The sequence below is a fragment of the Streptomyces flavalbus genome, from assembly GCF_042674625.1.
In the GTDB taxonomy this organism is placed as follows: domain Bacteria; phylum Actinomycetota; class Actinomycetes; order Streptomycetales; family Streptomycetaceae; genus Streptomyces; species Streptomyces flavalbus.
The window spans coordinates 2,692,131-2,708,164 of sequence record NZ_JBHTEB010000001.1 but is presented as its reverse complement, the minus strand read 5'-3'; the positions used below and the strand labels follow the sequence as shown (position 1 = coordinate 2,708,164).

At 72.0% G+C, this 16,034-nt stretch carries 12 protein-coding genes; 11 read left to right on the top strand and 1 reads right to left on the bottom strand.

Going from position 1 to position 16,034, the window contains the following annotated elements:
• Positions 1-164: 164 nt before the first annotated feature.
• The 9 genes from leuS to ACFQZ6_RS12020 all read left to right on the top strand — a co-directional run bounded on the left by leuS (position 165) and on the right by ACFQZ6_RS12020 (position 11,234).
• The gene (gene leuS / locus ACFQZ6_RS12060; RefSeq protein WP_381607530.1) at positions 165-3,035 is read left to right on the top strand and encodes a leucine--tRNA ligase; all 2,871 of its coding nucleotides are present in this window, start codon (positions 165-167) and stop codon (positions 3,033-3,035) included.
• Between the two features lie 138 nt (positions 3,036-3,173).
• Complete coding sequence (locus tag ACFQZ6_RS12055) at positions 3,174-3,914, top strand: hypothetical protein (RefSeq protein WP_381607528.1); 741 nt, start codon at positions 3,174-3,176, stop codon at positions 3,912-3,914.
• Positions 3,915-3,985: 71 nt separating this feature from the next.
• Positions 3,986-4,831, top strand: a complete 846-nt coding sequence (locus ACFQZ6_RS12050) for a DegV family protein (RefSeq protein ID WP_381607526.1) — start codon at positions 3,986-3,988, stop codon at positions 4,829-4,831.
• A gap of 142 nt (positions 4,832-4,973) precedes the next feature.
• Entirely contained in the window at positions 4,974-5,960 is a 987-nt protein-coding gene (locus ACFQZ6_RS12045; protein WP_381607524.1) for a helix-hairpin-helix domain-containing protein, read from the top strand.
• Positions 5,957-8,557 carry a ComEC/Rec2 family competence protein gene (locus ACFQZ6_RS12040; RefSeq protein WP_381607522.1) on the top strand — a complete coding sequence of 867 codons (2,601 nt, stop codon included), beginning with the start codon at positions 5,957-5,959 and terminating at the stop codon, positions 8,555-8,557. Before ACFQZ6_RS12045 ends, ACFQZ6_RS12040 begins: the two co-directional genes overlap by 4 nt.
• Positions 8,538-9,344 carry an arylamine N-acetyltransferase family protein gene (locus ACFQZ6_RS12035; protein ID WP_381607521.1) on the top strand — a complete coding sequence of 269 codons (807 nt, stop codon included), beginning with the start codon at positions 8,538-8,540 and terminating at the stop codon, positions 9,342-9,344. The genes ACFQZ6_RS12040 and ACFQZ6_RS12035 overlap by 20 nt, the downstream gene beginning before the upstream one ends.
• Positions 9,337-9,582 carry a hypothetical protein gene (locus tag ACFQZ6_RS12030; RefSeq protein WP_381607520.1) on the top strand — a complete coding sequence of 82 codons (246 nt, stop codon included), beginning with the start codon at positions 9,337-9,339 and terminating at the stop codon, positions 9,580-9,582. The genes ACFQZ6_RS12035 and ACFQZ6_RS12030 overlap by 8 nt, the downstream gene beginning before the upstream one ends.
• Positions 9,583-9,764: 182 nt before the next feature.
• A complete protein-coding gene (gene holA / locus ACFQZ6_RS12025; RefSeq protein ID WP_381607519.1) occupies positions 9,765-10,754 on the top strand; it encodes a DNA polymerase III subunit delta in 990 nt (329 codons plus the stop codon).
• An 84-nt stretch (positions 10,755-10,838) separates the two neighbouring features.
• Positions 10,839-11,234 carry a nuclear transport factor 2 family protein gene (locus ACFQZ6_RS12020; RefSeq protein WP_381607517.1) on the top strand — a complete coding sequence of 132 codons (396 nt, stop codon included), beginning with the start codon at positions 10,839-10,841 and terminating at the stop codon, positions 11,232-11,234.
• 183 nt (positions 11,235-11,417) lie between these two features.
• On the opposite strand, the gene rpsT is transcribed toward ACFQZ6_RS12020, so the two are convergent.
• Complete coding sequence (gene rpsT / locus ACFQZ6_RS12015) at positions 11,418-11,684, bottom strand: 30S ribosomal protein S20 (protein WP_381607515.1); 267 nt, start codon at positions 11,682-11,684, stop codon at positions 11,418-11,420.
• Between the two features lie 232 nt (positions 11,685-11,916).
• On the opposite strand from rpsT, the gene lepA reads away from it, so the two are divergent.
• A complete protein-coding gene (gene lepA / locus ACFQZ6_RS12010; protein ID WP_381607512.1) occupies positions 11,917-13,785 on the top strand; it encodes a translation elongation factor 4 in 1,869 nt (622 codons plus the stop codon).
• 239 nt (positions 13,786-14,024) lie between these two features.
• Complete coding sequence (locus tag ACFQZ6_RS12005; protein WP_381607510.1) at positions 14,025-15,899, top strand: AMP-dependent synthetase/ligase; 1,875 nt, start codon at positions 14,025-14,027, stop codon at positions 15,897-15,899.
• Positions 15,900-16,034: the final 135 nt, after the last annotated feature.

The window sequence follows — 16,034 nt, the reverse complement described above, 5'->3', positions numbered from 1 at the left end:
ACGCCTTCTGCTTAGCGAGCCGCGCTGACCAGCACCGGCCACCGTCGGAACGAGTGGCCGGACTCGGCGCGGCGTCCCCTCCTATGCGAGGGGATTTTTCGTTTCCGGACCCCTCCGGACAACCGCAGCAGTTGGCGAAGACGATCGATGGAGCTTTGAGGACGATGAGCGAGACGAACCCCGCTGTCACCGCAGAGGTGGCCGCGCCGCACCGCTACACGGCCGCCGTCGCGGCCGAGATCGAGGCACGCTGGCAGGACTTCTGGGACGCCGAGGGCACCTACGCCGCGCCCAATCCGAGCGGCGACCTGGCGGGCGACCCGGAGCTGGCCGCCAAGCCCAAGAAGTTCATCATGGACATGTTCCCGTACCCCTCGGGTGCGGGCCTGCACGTCGGCCACCCCCTGGGGTACATCGCCACCGACGTCTTCGCCCGGTTCCAGCGCATGACCGGCCACAACGTCCTGCACACCCTGGGCTTCGACGCCTTCGGCCTGCCCGCCGAGCAGTACGCCGTGCAGACGGGCACGCACCCGCGCGTGTCCACCGAGGCCAACATGGAGAACATGAAGGCCCAGTTGCGCCGCCTGGGCCTGGGGCACGACAAGCGCCGGTCGTTCGCCACGATCGACCCGGACTACTACAAGTGGACCCAGTGGATCTTCATCCAGATCTTCAACTCCTGGTACGACCCCGAGGCGAGGAAGGCCCGCCCGATCTCCGAGCTGGTCGCCCAGTTCGAGTCCGGTGAGCGCGCGGTGCCCGGCGGGCGCTCCTGGGGCGCGCTGAGCGCCGCCGAACGCGCCGACGTCCTGGGCGAGTACCGGCTGGCCTACGCCTCCGACGCGCCCGTCAACTGGTGCCCCGGGCTGGGCACCGTCCTGGCCAACGAGGAGGTTACCGCCGACGGCCGCTCCGAGCGCGGCAACTTCCCCGTCTTCAAGGCCAAGCTGCGCCAGTGGAACATGCGCATCACCGCCTACGCCGACCGGCTGCTGGACGACCTGGAGGAGCTGGACTGGCCCGAGGCCATCAAGCTGCAGCAGCGCAACTGGATCGGCCGCTCCGAGGGCGCCCGCGTCGACTTCCCCATCGACGGTGAGCGCATCACCATCTTCACCACCCGCCAGGACACCCTGTTCGGCGCCACCTACATGGTGCTGGCGCCCGAGCACCCGCTGGTGGAGAAGTTCACCCCCGACCAGTGGCCCGAGGGCACCCACGAGGTGTGGACCGGCGGCCACGCCACGCCCGCCGAGGCCGTCGCCGCCTACCGCGCGCAGGCCGCCTCCAAGTCCGACGTGGAGCGGCAGGCCGAGGCCAAGGACAAGACCGGCGTCTTCACCGGCGCCTACGCCACCAACCCGGTCAACGGCGAGAAGATCCCCGTCTTCATCGCCGACTACGTCCTGATGGGCTACGGCACCGGCGCCATCATGGCCGTCCCCGCGCACGACACGCGTGACTTCGCCTTCGCCCGCGCCTTCGAACTGCCGGTGCGCTGCGTCGTCGAGCCCACCGACGGCCGGGGCACCGACACGTCCGCGTGGGACGACGCCTTCGTCTCCTACGACGCCACGATCGTCAACTCCGCCGGTGCGGACGTCTCCCTGGACGGCCTGGGCGTCGTCGAGGCCAAGGCCCGCATCACCGAGTGGCTGGAGCGCTCCGGCATCGGCGAGGGCACCGTCAACTTCCGGCTGCGCGACTGGCTGTTCAGCCGCCAGCGCTACTGGGGCGAACCCTTCCCCATCGTCTACGACGAGGACGGCACCGCCCACGCCCTGCCCGAGTCGATGCTGCCGCTGGAACTGCCCGAGGTCGAGGACTACTCGCCGCGCACCTTCGACCCGGACGACGCCGACACCCAGCCCGAGACGCCGCTGTCGCGCAACGCGGACTGGGTCAACGTCACCCTGGACCTGGGCGACGGCCCGAAGAAGTACCGCCGCGAGACCAACACCATGCCCAACTGGGCCGGTTCCTGCTGGTACGAGCTGCGCTACCTGGACCCGCACAACAGCGAGAAGCTGGTCGACCCGGAGATCGAGCGGTACTGGATGGGCCCGCGCGAGGGCCAGCCGCACGGCGGCGTCGACCTGTACGTGGGCGGCGCCGAACACGCCGTACTGCACCTGCTGTACGCCCGCTTCTGGTCCAAGGTGCTGTACGACCTGGGGCACATCTCGTCCGCCGAGCCGTTCCACAAGCTGTTCAACCAGGGCATGATCCAGGCGTACGTCTACCGCGACAGCCGTGGCATCGCCGTACCGGCCGCCGAGGTGGAGGAGCGCGACGGCGCCTACTACTACCAGGGCGAGCAGGTCTCCCGGCTGCTGGGCAAGATGGGCAAGTCCCTGAAGAACGCGGTCACGCCCGACGAGATCTGCGCCGAGTACGGCGCCGACACCCTGCGCCTGTACGAGATGGCGATGGGCCCCCTGGACGTCTCCCGGCCGTGGGACACGCGCGCGGTGGTCGGCCAGTTCCGGCTGCTGCAGCGGCTGTGGCGCAACGTCGTCGACGAGGCGACCGGCGCCGTCACGGTGGTGGACGCGGAGCCCGACGAGGACACCCTGCGCGCGCTGCACAAGGCGATCGACGGGGTGCGCGGCGACCTGGAGGGGATGCGGTTCAACACCGCCATCGCCAAGGTCACCGAGCTGAACAACCACCTGACCAAGGTGGGCGGCCCGCTGTCGCGGTCCGTCGCCGAGGCGCTGGTGCTGCTGGTCGCGCCGCTGGCCCCGCACATCGCCGAGGAGCTGTGGCGCAGGCTGGGCCACACCGACTCGGTCGTCCACCAGGACTTCCCGGTCGCCGACCCGGCGTACGTCGTCGACGAGACCGTCACCTGTGTGGTGCAGGTCAAGGGCAAGGTCAAGGCGCGCCTGGAGGTGCCGCCGGGGATCTCCGAGGCGGAGCTGGAGAAGGTCGCCCTGGCGGACGAGAAGGTCGTCGCGGCGCTGGGCGGGGCCGGGATCCGGAAGGTGATCGTGCGGGCGCCGAAGCTGGTGAACATCGTTCCGGCGTAGGTGCCAAGCCTTCGAGGGGACTCGGGGTAGTCCCCTACGGGCAGGTTCGGGGTTTTTCTGGAACTCCGGGCCTGCCCGTTCCGTTTACCGTTGAGAAGTGGCGCGGTTGACGCCAGGGCCGGTCGGAGGAGGAGCACCGTGGAAGCAGTGATCGCCGTCTTCGCCCTGCTCTTCGTGATGTTCATGGTGCTCGGCGCCTACGCCACGGTGAAGGCCGTCGGCGCCGCCAAGCGCGGCGTGGACCGCACCCTCACCCAGGCCCGCCGCACCGTCGAGGACCACACCCTGCGCGCCAAGTCCTTCGCCCAGCCCGGCCCGGTGGGCGAGCTGGCCCAGTTGCGGCTGAGCCTGCGCACCTCGATGCGGGCCACCAAGGAGGCCCTCCAGACGGGCGCCGCCGAGGACGAGTCGCTGAAGGAGGCCCTCAGCCTCTTCCAGCGCCTCAGCGCCCACGGGCACGAACTGGACGACGAGCTGCGGCGCCTGGAGTCCGAACCGGACCGCGCCACCCTCACCGAGCGGCTCCCCGCCCTGCGCGAGCGCACCCGCCGCATCACACACTCCGCCGACTCCCTGCGCTGGGCCGCCCGCGACCGGGCCCGCCACTTCGCCGAGGACGACCTGGACTCGCTCAGCGCCCAGATAGACATGGAGAGCGGCGCCCTGCGGCACTGGACGACCACGGACACCCCGACGACGACTTCGGCCACACCTCCGCGGCAGGAGGCCGCCGACGCCGGTACGGCGGCCCGCCAGACCGGGGCGGAGACACCGCGCGCACGCGCCGCCGAGGAGCCGACGCGCCCCGCGATCACCCCGCCGGGCCCTCGCCTCACCTACCCCTGGCAGAAGAAGACCCGCCCCGAGAGCACCACCTGATCCCGCCACCGCGCTCCGGGCGGACCGGCCCGGACTGCCGCGCGGGCACTACGGCAGGTAACCTCCAGCTCATGTCCCGCCATGTCGCGATCGTCACCGATTCAACGGCCTACCTGCCGCCACGGACGATGGAGCGGCACGGCATCACGGCGGTCCCCCTGACCGTCGTCCTCGGCGACCGGGCGCTCGAAGAGGGCACCGAGATCTCGACCCGCTCCCTGGCCCAGGCGCTCCACAAGCGACGCCCGGTCACCACCTCGCGCCCCAGCCCCCAGCTCTTCGCCGAGCACTACCGCAAGGTCGCGGAGTCGGGCGCCAGCGCCATCGTCTCCCTGCACCTGTCCGCCGAGCTGTCCGGCACCCATGACGCGGCCCTGCTCGCCGCCCGCGAGGCGCCCGTGCCGGTACGGGTCGTCGACACCGGCATGATCGCGATGGCGCTCGGCTTCTGCGCGCTGGCCGCCGCCGAGACCGCGGAGGCGGGCGGCACGGCGGACGAGGCGGTCACCGCCGCGGAGAAGCGGGCGTCCGGCACCTCCGCCTACTTCTACGTCGACACCCTCGACTATCTGCGCCGGGGCGGCCGGATCGGCGCCGCGCAGGCCCTCTTCGGCTCCGCGCTCGCGGTGAAGCCGCTGCTCCAACTGGCGGGCGGCCGGATCGAACCGCTGGAGAAGGTGCGCACCGCGTCCAAGGCCATCGCCCGCCTTGAGGAGATCGCGGCCGACCGGGCGGGCAACGCCGAGGTCGACATCGCCGTCCACCACCTCGCCGCCGCCGACCGGGCGTCCGCGCTGGCGGACCGGCTGCGGGCCCGGGTGCCGAGGCTGGCGGACCTGCATGTGAGCGAGGTGGGGGCGGTGATCGGGGCGCATACGGGGCCTGGGTTGTTGGGGGTTGTGGTGTCGCCGCGGTGACGGTGCGTCACGCGTTTCCGGTGCTTCACGTGCTTTACGTGCTTCACGCGTGTGGGTGACGGTGTTGTCCACAACCGGGCGGTAGTCCACGGAACTTGGGTGAGGCCGTCGCGGGTGGGGGTGGGCGGGTGATGCTCGGTGCATGGAACTTCGATCACTTTCAGGTACGCCTGCCGGGACTCGTGTGCGGCGCGCTGCCGCGGCTTGTGGTCCGGGGCGGGGGCCCGCGTCTGATGGGCGGGTGCGGCACAGGTGGGTACCGGCTTCGGCTTCGGCTACGACGTCGGTTACGGCTGCGGTTACGCCTTCCGCTACGACTTCGGCCGCTGAGGAGACGCGGCGGCGCGCTGAGGCGATGTTCGCGCAACGGGCCGGGGAGCGGCGGGAGTCGGGGAGCGGGCCGCCCGAGCCGGAGCCGAGGTCTGGGCCCGCGTCGGCGCGGGTGGGGCTGGCCGTGCGGGAGCGGATGCCGGTGTGGCTTCAGGCGCGGTGCGGCCTGCGGCCGAGGAGCGTCGTCGCGCTGACCGTGCTGCTGGTCGCGGCGGCCGTCCTCGCCGTGCAGCACTTCTGGACCGGGCGGACCCAGCCCGTGCGGGCGCCGGAGGTGGTGCGGGCGGCGGAGCCGTTCGAGTCGGGGGTGCCGAGGGCGGTCAGCTCTGCGGGTGCGTCCGGTGCGTCCGGTGCGTCCGCGGGCGAGATCGTTGTCGACGTCAGCGGCAAGGTGCGGGAGCCCGGGGTGCACCGGCTGCCGCCCGGTTCACGGGTGATGGACGCCTTGGAGGCGGCCGGAGGGGTCCGGCCGGGTACGGCCACCGAGGGGCTCAACCGGGCGCGGTTCCTGGTGGACGGCGAGCAGGTGGTCGTCGGGGGGCCCACGCCCGCTCCGGGGGTCGCCGGGACTGGGGGCGGCGCTGCCTCTCCGGGAGCCGCGCCCGTCGCCCCGGTGTCCCTGAACACGGCCACCGCGGAGCAGCTCGACACCCTGCCGGGCGTCGGCCCCGTGCTGGCCCAGCACATCATCGACTACCGCACCCAGCACGGCGGCTTCCGCTCGGTGGACGAACTGCGGGAGGTCAAGGGCATCGGCGACGGGCGGTACGCCGACCTGCGGGACCTCGTACGGCCATGAGCCCCCACGAGCGGGTGCTCGCGCCTCCCGCCCGCCAGCCGGTGCACGCGGCCTCGGGCAAGCGGCTCGGCGCCGCCAACCCCAGGCAGGAGGGCCCGACCGACCTGCGTCTCGTGCCGCCCGCGCTCGCCGCCTGGGCCACGGCGGCGCTCACCCTGCACGCACCACCGGGCAGGGTGGCCGGTGCCGTCGCCGTCTGCGTACTGGTGGCGGTGGCGGTGCTGCTGTGGGTACGGCGCCGACGCCGGTACGGGACGCCCGGCGCGGACGGCGGCTCGATCGCCGTCGCGGTGGGGGCGACGTTGCTCAGTGTCGCCGCGGCTGCCGCGTCGGCCGGGCTGCACGGTGCCGATCTGCGCCGGGGACCCGTGCCGGGGCTGGCGGCCCGGTACGCCACGGTGACCGCGGAGGTCGAGGTCACCTCCGACCCCCGACTCTCCCGGCCCCGGGTCACGGGCGACCGGATGCCGGAGCGCAGGGTGCTGGTCGGCGCGCGGGTACGGGGTGTGGCGGTCTCGGGCGGGGCGATGACGAGTGGGGCCATGGCGGTGACGCGGACGCCGGTGTTGCTGATCGTCGACGCGGACGCCCGCCTCTCAGACGGCGGCGGGTCGGCGCGGGCGGCCTGGCTCGGGCTGCTGCCGTCGACCCGGGTGCGGGTCACGGGGCGGCTGGCGCCACCGCTGACGGGCGGCGACCGGATCGCGGCGGTGCTGCGGGTCGGCGAGCGGACGGCACCCCGGGTGACGGGGGAGCCGTCGGGGCCGCAGCGGCTGGCGGGACGGTTGCGGGCCGGGCTGCGGGCGGCCACCGACGGGCTGCCCCCGGACGCGCGGGCGCTGCTGCCGGGGCTGGTGGTCGGGGACACCTCGCGGATCACGCCCGAGCTGGACGAGGCGTTCAAGGAGACCGACCTCGCCCACACGCTCGCCGTGTCCGGCAGCAACCTGACGATCGTCCTCGCCCTGCTGCTGGGACCGCCTGGCCTGGCGCAGCGCAGTGAGCGCCGGGGGCTGGCGCCACGGCTCGGCGTCTCCCTGCGGACGACGGCACTGCTCGGCGGCGTGCTCACGCTGGCCTTCGTCGTGGTGTGCCGACCGGACCCGAGCGTGCTGCGGGCGGCGGCCTGCGGGACCGTGGTGCTGCTCGCCCTGGCGACCGGACGGCGCAGGTCGCTGATCCCGGCGCTGGCGACGGCGGTCCTGCTGCTGGTGCTGTACGACCCGTGGCTGGCCCGGAGCTACGGGTTCCTGCTCTCGGTGCTGGCCACCGGCGCCCTGCTCACCCTCGCCCCGCGCTGGAGCGCCGCCCTGCGACGGCGTCGGGTGCCGCCGAGGCTGGCGGAGGCGGTGGCGGCGGCTGCCGCGGCGCAGGCGCTGTGCGCGCCGGTCGTGGTGATGCTGTCGGGGCGGGTGAGCCTGGTGGCGGTGCCGTGCAACCTGCTGGCGGAGTTCGCGTTGGCACCGGCCACGGTGCTGGGCTTCGCGGCGCTGGCGGCGGCACCGCTCGCGATGCCGGTCGCCAAGGCGGCGGCGTGGCTGGCGGGTTGGCCCACGGAGTGGCTCGCCCAGGTGGCGCGCACCGGGGCGGCGCTGCCGGGCGCGGGCGTCGACTGGCCGGGCGACTGGACGGGGGCGGCGCTGCTGGGGCTGGTGGTCGCCGTGGCCGTGCTGGTCGGACGGCGGCTGTCACGGCACCCCTGGCTGTGCGGTGTCTGCGGGCTGCTGCTGGTGCTGGCGGTGGTGCGGCCACCCCCGCTGACCAGGGCGCTCACGGGCTGGCCGCCGCCGGGCTGGCGGCTGGTGATGTGCGACGTGGGGCAGGGCGACGCGGTGGTGCTGGCGGCCGGGGGCGGCGCCGGGGTGGTCGTGGACGCCGGGCCCGACCCGGGCCTGGTGGACGGCTGCCTGCGGGACCTGGGCATCACCAGCGTCCCGCTGGTCCTGCTCACGCACTTCCACGCCGACCATGTGGCGGGGCTGCCGGGGGTGCTGCGAGGCCGTTCGGTGGGGGTGATCGAGACGACGGGACTGGCGGAGCCGGCGGACCAGGCGGGGTTCGTACGACGGGAGGCCAGCGCGCGTGGTGTGCCGGTCAGGACGGCCGTCGCGGGGGATCGGCGGCGCGCGGGGGTCCTCTCCTGGGAGGTGCTGTGGCCACCGCGGCAGATGGACTCGATGAGCGGCCCGCACGACCTTGACGGACCCAACGACGCCAGTGTCACCCTCCTGGTCAGTACGGCAGGACTGCGGATCCTGCTCCTCGGGGACCTCGAACCCCCGGGCCAGCGGGCGCTGTTGCGGAGCCCGGCGGCTGCGGCGCTGGACGGGGTGGATGTCGTGAAGGTCGCGCATCACGGCTCGGCGTACCAGGACCCGGAGCTGATACGCGCGGTGGCGCCGCGGTTGGCGTTGGTCTCCGCGGGCGCGGACAACCCGTACGGGCATCCGGCTCCGGCGACGGTCGCGGCGTTGCGGGCGGGCGGGGCGTGGGTTGCGCGGACGGACCGGGACGGGGCGGTGGCGGTGGCGACGGAGAAGGGAGAACTGCGGGTGGCGGACGACGGAGACTGGGGTCATGAATTCCGCGCAGACTGACGCCTACCTCGACCGGCTCGGGGCCGAACGCCCCGCCCGGCCCACCGCCGACGCCCTCCGCACCCTGCATCTGCGGCACCTGGAGACCGTGCCCTTCGAGAACCTGTCGATCCACCTCGGTGAGGAGATCGTGCTGACGGAGGAGCGGCTGCTGGGCAAGGTGCTGGGCGGGCGCCGGGGAGGGTTCTGTTACGAGCTGAACGGGGCGTTCGCGGCGCTGCTCACCGCGCTGGGCTTCGAGGTCACGCTGCTGGCGGCGCGGGTGCACGTACCGGGCGGCGGGCTCGGCGTCCCGTACGACCACCTCGCGCTGCGGGTGGGCACGGTGGACGGCGGGGAGTGGCTCGCGGACGTCGGGTTCGGTGGGCTCAGCAACGGGCCGTTGGCGTGGCGGGAGCGCGGGGAGCAGGTGGACGCGGCCGGGGTGTTCCGGCTGGTGGACGTGGCGGAGGGGGACGTGGACGTGGTGAAGGACGGTACGGCCCAGTACCGGCTGGAGGTACGGCCACGGGCGCTGGGTGACTTCGTCGCCGGGGCGTGGTGGCACCGGACCTCGCCTGAGTCGCACTTCACGCGGTCCCTGGTGTGCTCCCGGCTCACCGAGGACGGTGGGCGGGTCACGCTGAGCGGGCGGAAGCTGAAGGTGACGGGCGTGGACGGGGCGGTGTCGGAGGCGCGGGAGCTGGGTGACGACGGGGAGGTGCTGGCGGCGTACCGGGAGTGGTTCGGGATGGAGCTGGCGCGGGTGCCGCGGGTGCGGGGGACGGAGAATGGCGGGCGTGAGTGATGTGAGACATGTGCTGGTGCTGCCCGACCGTGACGCCGCGGAGGAGGTGGCCGAGGCGCTCGCTGAGCGGTTCGGGGTGACGGAGGAACCGCGCCTGGTGCGGGACGCGCTGGCCGGTGAGGACGACGCCGAGGACGCGCAGTGGCTGGTGCTGCTGCGGGACGAGGGGGGTCGGCTGGACGCCGGGAAGCTGGACGAGTTCGCGGGGGAGTGGGAGGGCTGGCGGGAGGAACCGTAGGCGACCGCGCCCGCCCGGCGCTCCGCCGTGGTCGTCCGCGCCCGCCCGGCGCTCCGCCGTGGTCGACCGCGCCCGCCCGCCGCTCCCGCTCGCACGACCATGGTTCCGCGTTGGCCCACTCCAGGTGACCCCGGCCGCCTCCGCCGGGGGCGTTGTCGGTGGGGCGTGGGATGCTGGGCGCGATGGCCAGGAAGACTGTGAATGACGATCCCCTCGCGTCGGTGACTCTTGCCGTGGGGCAGGAGGAGCTGCTGCTCGACCGTGCCGTGCGGGAGGTGGTGGCCGCCGCGAGGGCCGCCGACGCGGACACGGACGTGCGGGAGCTGACGCCGGAGCAGTTGCAGCCGGGGACGCTCGCGGAGCTGACCAGCCCGTCGCTCTTCGCGGAGCGCAAGGTCGTGGTGGTGCGCAACGCGCAGGACCTGTCGGCCGACACGGTCAAGGACGTGAAGGCGTATCTGGCGGCGCCCGCCGAGGAGATCACGCTGGTGCTGCTGCACGCGGGCGGCGCCAAGGGCAAGGGGCTGCTGGACGCGGCGCGTAAGGCGGGGGCGCGGGAGGTGGCCTGCCCGAAGATGACCAAGCCCGCGGACCGGCTGGCCTTCGTGCGGCAGGAGTTCCGGGTGCTCGGCCGGTCCGCGACGCCGGAGGCGTGCCAGGCGCTCGTGGACGCGATCGGCAGTGACCTGCGGGAGCTGGCGTCGGCGGTGTCGCAGTTGGTCGCGGATGTCGAGGGCACCATCGACGAGGCGGTCGTCGGGCGGTACTACACGGGGCGGGCCGAGGCGTCGAGCTTCACCGTCGCGGACCGGGCGGTGGAGGGGCGGGCGGCGGAGGCGCTGGAGGCGCTGCGGTGGTCGCTCGCGACCGGCGTGGCCCCGGTGCTGATCACCAGCGCCCTCGCGCAGGGCGTCCGCGCGATCGGCAAGCTGTCCTCCGCCCGTGGCGGACGCCCCGCCGACCTCGCCCGTGAGCTGGGTATGCCCCCGTGGAAGATCGACCGGGTCCGCCAGCAGATGCGCGGCTGGACCCCGGACGGCGTCGCCCTGGCCCTCCGCGCGGTGGCCGAGGCGGACGCCGGGGTGAAGGGCGGCGGCGACGACCCCGAGTACGCCCTGGAGAAGGCGGTCGTCACCATCGCGAGGGCGGCACGCTCCCGGGGCCGTACCTAGCTCCAGCGGCGGCATCTCCCGGCCCGGAGGAGAATCGGACACATCAGCCAAAATCGCCGAGTCAATGGAGAGGTGGCGGTTCCGGTGGCTGAACATGTGCACGCTCAACTCGTCCGCAAGGGCTACGACGCCTTCGTACGCGGGGACATGGACACCCTGCGCGGGCTGCTCGCGGCGGACTGTACGCATCATGTGCCCGGCAGCCATCCGCTGGCCGGGGACTTCAAGGGGCAGGACGCGATCATCGACATGTACGGCAGGCTCGCCGAGGAGACCGCCGGGACGATGCGGGTCGAGATGCTCAACGTGATGGTCGACGGCCGGGGGCACGCCGTCGCCCTGCACCGCTTCCAGGCCGAGCGGGGCGGCCGGAGCTACGACGAGACGGGATGCCTGATCTTCCGGATCGTCGGTGAGAAGGTCACCGACATCGACGAGTGCGTCACCGACATCGACGCGGCCGACGAGTTCTGGGCGTGAGGCCCATGCCGGAGGCCCCGGTGCCCGCCCTGGGGAAGGGCGCGGCACCGGGGCCTCCGGGTGAAGCGGTAGAGCCGCCCCCGCGTGGCGAACGCAGGCCGCGGGCGGCTCGGAGGTGCCGGTGGGGAGCGGATGAGAGAGGGCCCGCCCTATGTCCCGCCGACGGTCAGATCAAAGGAGGTTTCAGCCCTTGAGGGACGCGACCTTGTTGGCCAGCGCCGACTTCTTGTTGGCGGCCTGGTTCTTGTGGATGACGCCCTTGGAGACGGCCTTGTCGAGCTGACGCGCGGCAGCGCGCTGGTACTCGGTGGCCTTCTCGACGTCACCCGCGGCAGCGGCCTCACGGGCCTTGCGGATCGCGGTCTTCAGAGAGGACTTGACGGCCTTGTTGCGCAGCCGGGCCTTCTCGTTGGTCTTGTTCCGCTTGATCTGGGACTTGATGTTCGCCACGAATGAGCCTTTTCAGGTTCAGGTACGGAGGCGCCGGGCAACCCCGTGCGTCCCGTACCAGGTGATTTTCGAAGACGTGCCTCGCGCTGAGAGGGCATGAGACACAGCCCCCCACACTACCAGCGGCCCGTTGAGTGGCCCAAACCCGCTCCCGGTCGCCGCCCGTGGGACCATGGAAGCTACGTATCGATCCGACCCGAGGCATAAGGCGCCTCAAGAGACAGGACCCTGCGTGCCCGCGACCCCTAACAATGTGCCCGAGCCGAGCCGTACCGACCCGGCTCTGATCCGCAACTTCTGCATCATCGCGCACATCGACCACGGCAAGTCCACGCTCGCCGACCGGATGCTCCAACTGACCGGGGTGGTCGAGCAGCGGCAGATGCGCGCTCAGTACCTCGACCGCATGGACATCGAGCGCGAGCGCGGCATCACGATCAAGTCCCAGGCGGTGCGTTTGCCGTGGGCCCCGACCCATGACAAGGGCAACACGCACATCCTCAACATGATCGACACCCCGGGGCACGTCGACTTCACCTACGAGGTCTCGCGGTCCCTGGCCGCCTGTGAGGGGACCATCCTCCTCGTCGACGCCGCCCAGGGCATCGAGGCCCAGACCCTCGCCAACCTCTACCTGGCGATGGAGAACGACCTCACGATCATCCCCGTACTCAACAAGATCGACCTCCCGGCCGCGCAGCCGGAGAAGTTCGCCGAGGAGCTGGCGAACCTGGTCGGCTGTGAGCCGGACGACGTGCTGAAGGTCTCCGCCAAGACCGGGCTCGGGGTCGAGGCGCTGCTCGACAAGGTCGTCCAGGAGATCCCCGCGCCGGTCGGTGTCAAGGACGCCCCCGCCCGCGCCATGATCTTCGACTCGGTCTACGACTCCTACCGCGGTGTCGTGACGTACGTCCGTGTCATCGACGGCCAGCTCAACAAGCGTGAGCGGATCAGGATGATGTCGACCGGCGCCACGCACGAGCTGCTGGAGATCGGCACGAACTCGCCCGAGATGCTCCCGGCCGACGGCCTCGGCGTCGGTGAGGTGGGCTATCTGATCACCGGGGTGAAGGACGTCCGCCAGTCGAAGGTCGGTGACACCGTCACCAGCCAGCACAAGGGCGCCACGGAGGCGCTCGGCGGGTACAAGGACCCCAAGCCGATGGTCTTCTCCGGCCTGTATCCGCTGGACGGCTCCGACTACCCGGAGCTGCGCGAGGCCCTCGACAAGCTCCAGCTCAACGACGCCGCCCTGGTCTACGAGCCGGAGACCTCCGCCGCCCTCGGCTTCGGCTTCCGCGTCGGCTTCCTCGGCCTGCTGCACCTCGACGTGATCCGCGAGCGGCTGGAGCGCGAGTTCGGCCTCGACCTGATCGCCACCGCGCCGAACGTGGTCTACCGCGTGATCATGGAGGACGGCGAGGAGCACACGGTCACCAACCCGAGCGAGTTCCCCGAGGGGAAGATCGCGGAGGTCTTCGAGCCGGTCGTGCGGGCGACGATCCTCGCGCCCACCGAGTTCATCGGCGCGATCATGGAGCTGTGCCAGACCCGGCGCGGCACGCTGCTCGGCATGGACTACCTCTCCGAGGACCGCGTCGAGATCCGCTACACGCTCCCCCTCGCGGAGATCGTCTTCGACTTCTTCGACCAGCTCAAGTCCAAGACGCGTGGCTACGCCTCGCTGGACTACGAGCCCACCGGCGAGCAGTCCAGCTCCCTCGTCAAGGTCGACATCCTGCTGCACGGCGACAAGGTGGACGCCTTCTCCGCGATCACCCACAAGGACCAGGCGTACGCGTACGGCGTGCGGCTCGTCGCCAAGCTGAAGGAGCTCATCCCGCGGCAGAACTTCGAGGTGCCGGTGCAGGCCGCCATCGGCTCCCGGGTGATCGCCCGCGAGACCATCCGCGCCATCCGCAAGGACGTCCTCGCCAAGTGCTACGGCGGTGACATCTCCCGTAAGCGGAAGCTGCTGGAGAAGCAGAAGGAAGGCAAGAAGCGGATGAAGATGGTGGGTTCCGTGGAGGTTCCGCAGGAGGCGTTCATCGCGGTGCTCTCCAGCGATGACAGCGCGGGGTCGGGCAAGGCCAAGAAGTAACCGGGCCGCCCCACGGCAAAACGGGCGCAACAGGGGCCCGTCGTACGAAAGTGCGGCGGGCCCCTGGTCACGTCCATGGCGCCGTCCGGAGGAAGTCACAGGGCGCGGGCCCTTACGTCACGGCCGGTCGGGCCTTACCCTGATCTCCACTCGCAGGTTACTCGTGAGTTAAACAAGTGCCCTGAGAGTGCTACGAGCCCACTGATCCAGCCGCACCGTCGCGGGCCCCGGAGGATGTCGTGAGCGACACACAGACCCTGATCGAGAACCGTCCGCCGTCCGTGGCCGGCCTCTTCCTGGAGCGGGTGGCGGCCACCCCGGACGCCGAGGCCTACCGCTACCCGGTGCCCGCGGCCTCCGGCGAGGGTCCCGACGACTGGAAGTCGCTGAGCTGGGCGCAGGCCGCCGAACGGGTGTTCAACATCGCGGCCGGACTGATCGAGCTGGGCGTCGAGCCGGAGCAGCGGGTCGCGCTCGCCTCCGGCACCCGCCTGGAGTGGATCCTCGCCGACCTCGGCATCATGTGCGCGGGCGCCGCGACGACCACCGTCTACCCGCAGACCAACGCCGACGAATCGGCGTACATCCTCTCCGACTCCGAGAGCCGGGTGCTGATCGCGGAGAACGCCGAGCAGCTCGCCAAGGCGGTCGAGAAGCGCGCCGAGCTGCCCGAGCTGACGCACGTCGTGGTCGTCGACGGCGACGGCGTGGAGAGCGGCGACTGGATCCTGACCCTCGCCGAGCTGGAGAGCCGGGGCGCCGCCCGCCTGGAGAAGGACCCCGACCTGGTCAGGGACCGGGTCGGCGCGATCACCAAGGACCAGCTCGCCACCCTCATCTACACCTCCGGCACCACCGGCCGACCCAAGGGCGTACGGCTGCCGCACGACAACTGGTCGTACATGGCGAAGGCGATCGCCGCGACCGGGCTGGTCGGCCCGGACGACGTGCAGTACCTGTGGCTGCCGCTCGCGCACGTCTTCGGCAAGGTGCTCACCTCCGGCCAGATCGAGGTCGGCCACGTCACCGCCGTGGACGGCCGGGTCGACAAGATCATCGAGAACCTGCCGGTGGTGCAGCCGACGTACATGGCGGCCGTGCCGCGCATCTTCGAGAAGGTCTACAACGGCGTCGCGGCGAAGGCCCGCGCGGGCGGCGGCGCCAAGTACAGGATCTTCCAGTGGGCGGCCGAGGTCGCCCGCGAGTACGCCAAGGTCAGCCAGGACAACTTCCGCCGCACGGGCACGGCGTCCGTCCCCTTCGGGCTGCGCGCCAAGCACGGCGTCGCCGACAAGCTCGTCTACGCCAAGATCCGCGAGGCGTTCGGCGGGCGGCTGCGCGCCTGTGTCTCGGGCAGCGCCGCCCTCGCGCCCGACATCGGCTACTTCTTCTCCGGCGCGGGCATCCACATCCTGGAGGGCTACGGCCTCACCGAGTCCTCCGCCGCGTCCTTCGTCAACCCCGGCGAGGCCTACCGCACCGGCACCGTCGGCAAGCCGCTGCCCGGCACCGAGGTCCGCATCGCCGACGACGGCGAGATCCTCATGCGCGGCCCCGGCATCATGCAGGGCTACCACAAGCTGCCCGAGAAGACCGCCGAGGTGCTGGAGCCGGACGGCTGGTTCCACACCGGCGACATCGGCGAGCTGTCGCCCGACGGCTACCTGCGCATCACCGACCGCAAGAAGGACCTCATCAAGACCTCCGGCGGCAAGTACATCGCCCCGGCGGAGGTCGAGGGGCAGTTCAAGGCGGTGTGCCCGTACGTCTCCAACATCCTCGTGCACGGCGCCGACCGGAACTTCTGCACCGCGCTGATCGCGCTCGACGAGCCGTCGATCCTCCAGTGGGCCGGGGAGAACGGCCTGGCGGGGAAGTCGTACGCGGAGGTCGTCGCGGCGCCCGCCACGGTGGAGCTGATCGACGGGTACGTGCGGGAGCTGAACCAGGGGCTCCAGCGCTGGCAGACCATCAAGAAGTTCCGGCTGCTGCCGCGGGACCTCGACGTGGAGCACGGTGAGCTGACGCCGAGCCTGAAGCTGAAGCGGCCGGTGGTGGAGCGGGAGTACGGGCACCTGATCGAGGAGATGTACGCCGGGGCGCGCGAGGCGTAGGGGCGGGCGCGGGGGCGCGAGCGTCGGTCCTCGTGCCCCTTCCGATCAGAATCGGCCAGCTTAGGACTCGTGTACTACAGCTCCCTCACCCCCGTTGGCTCACTTCGGTAACTCCGTGCGTATGGGCGCCGTCTT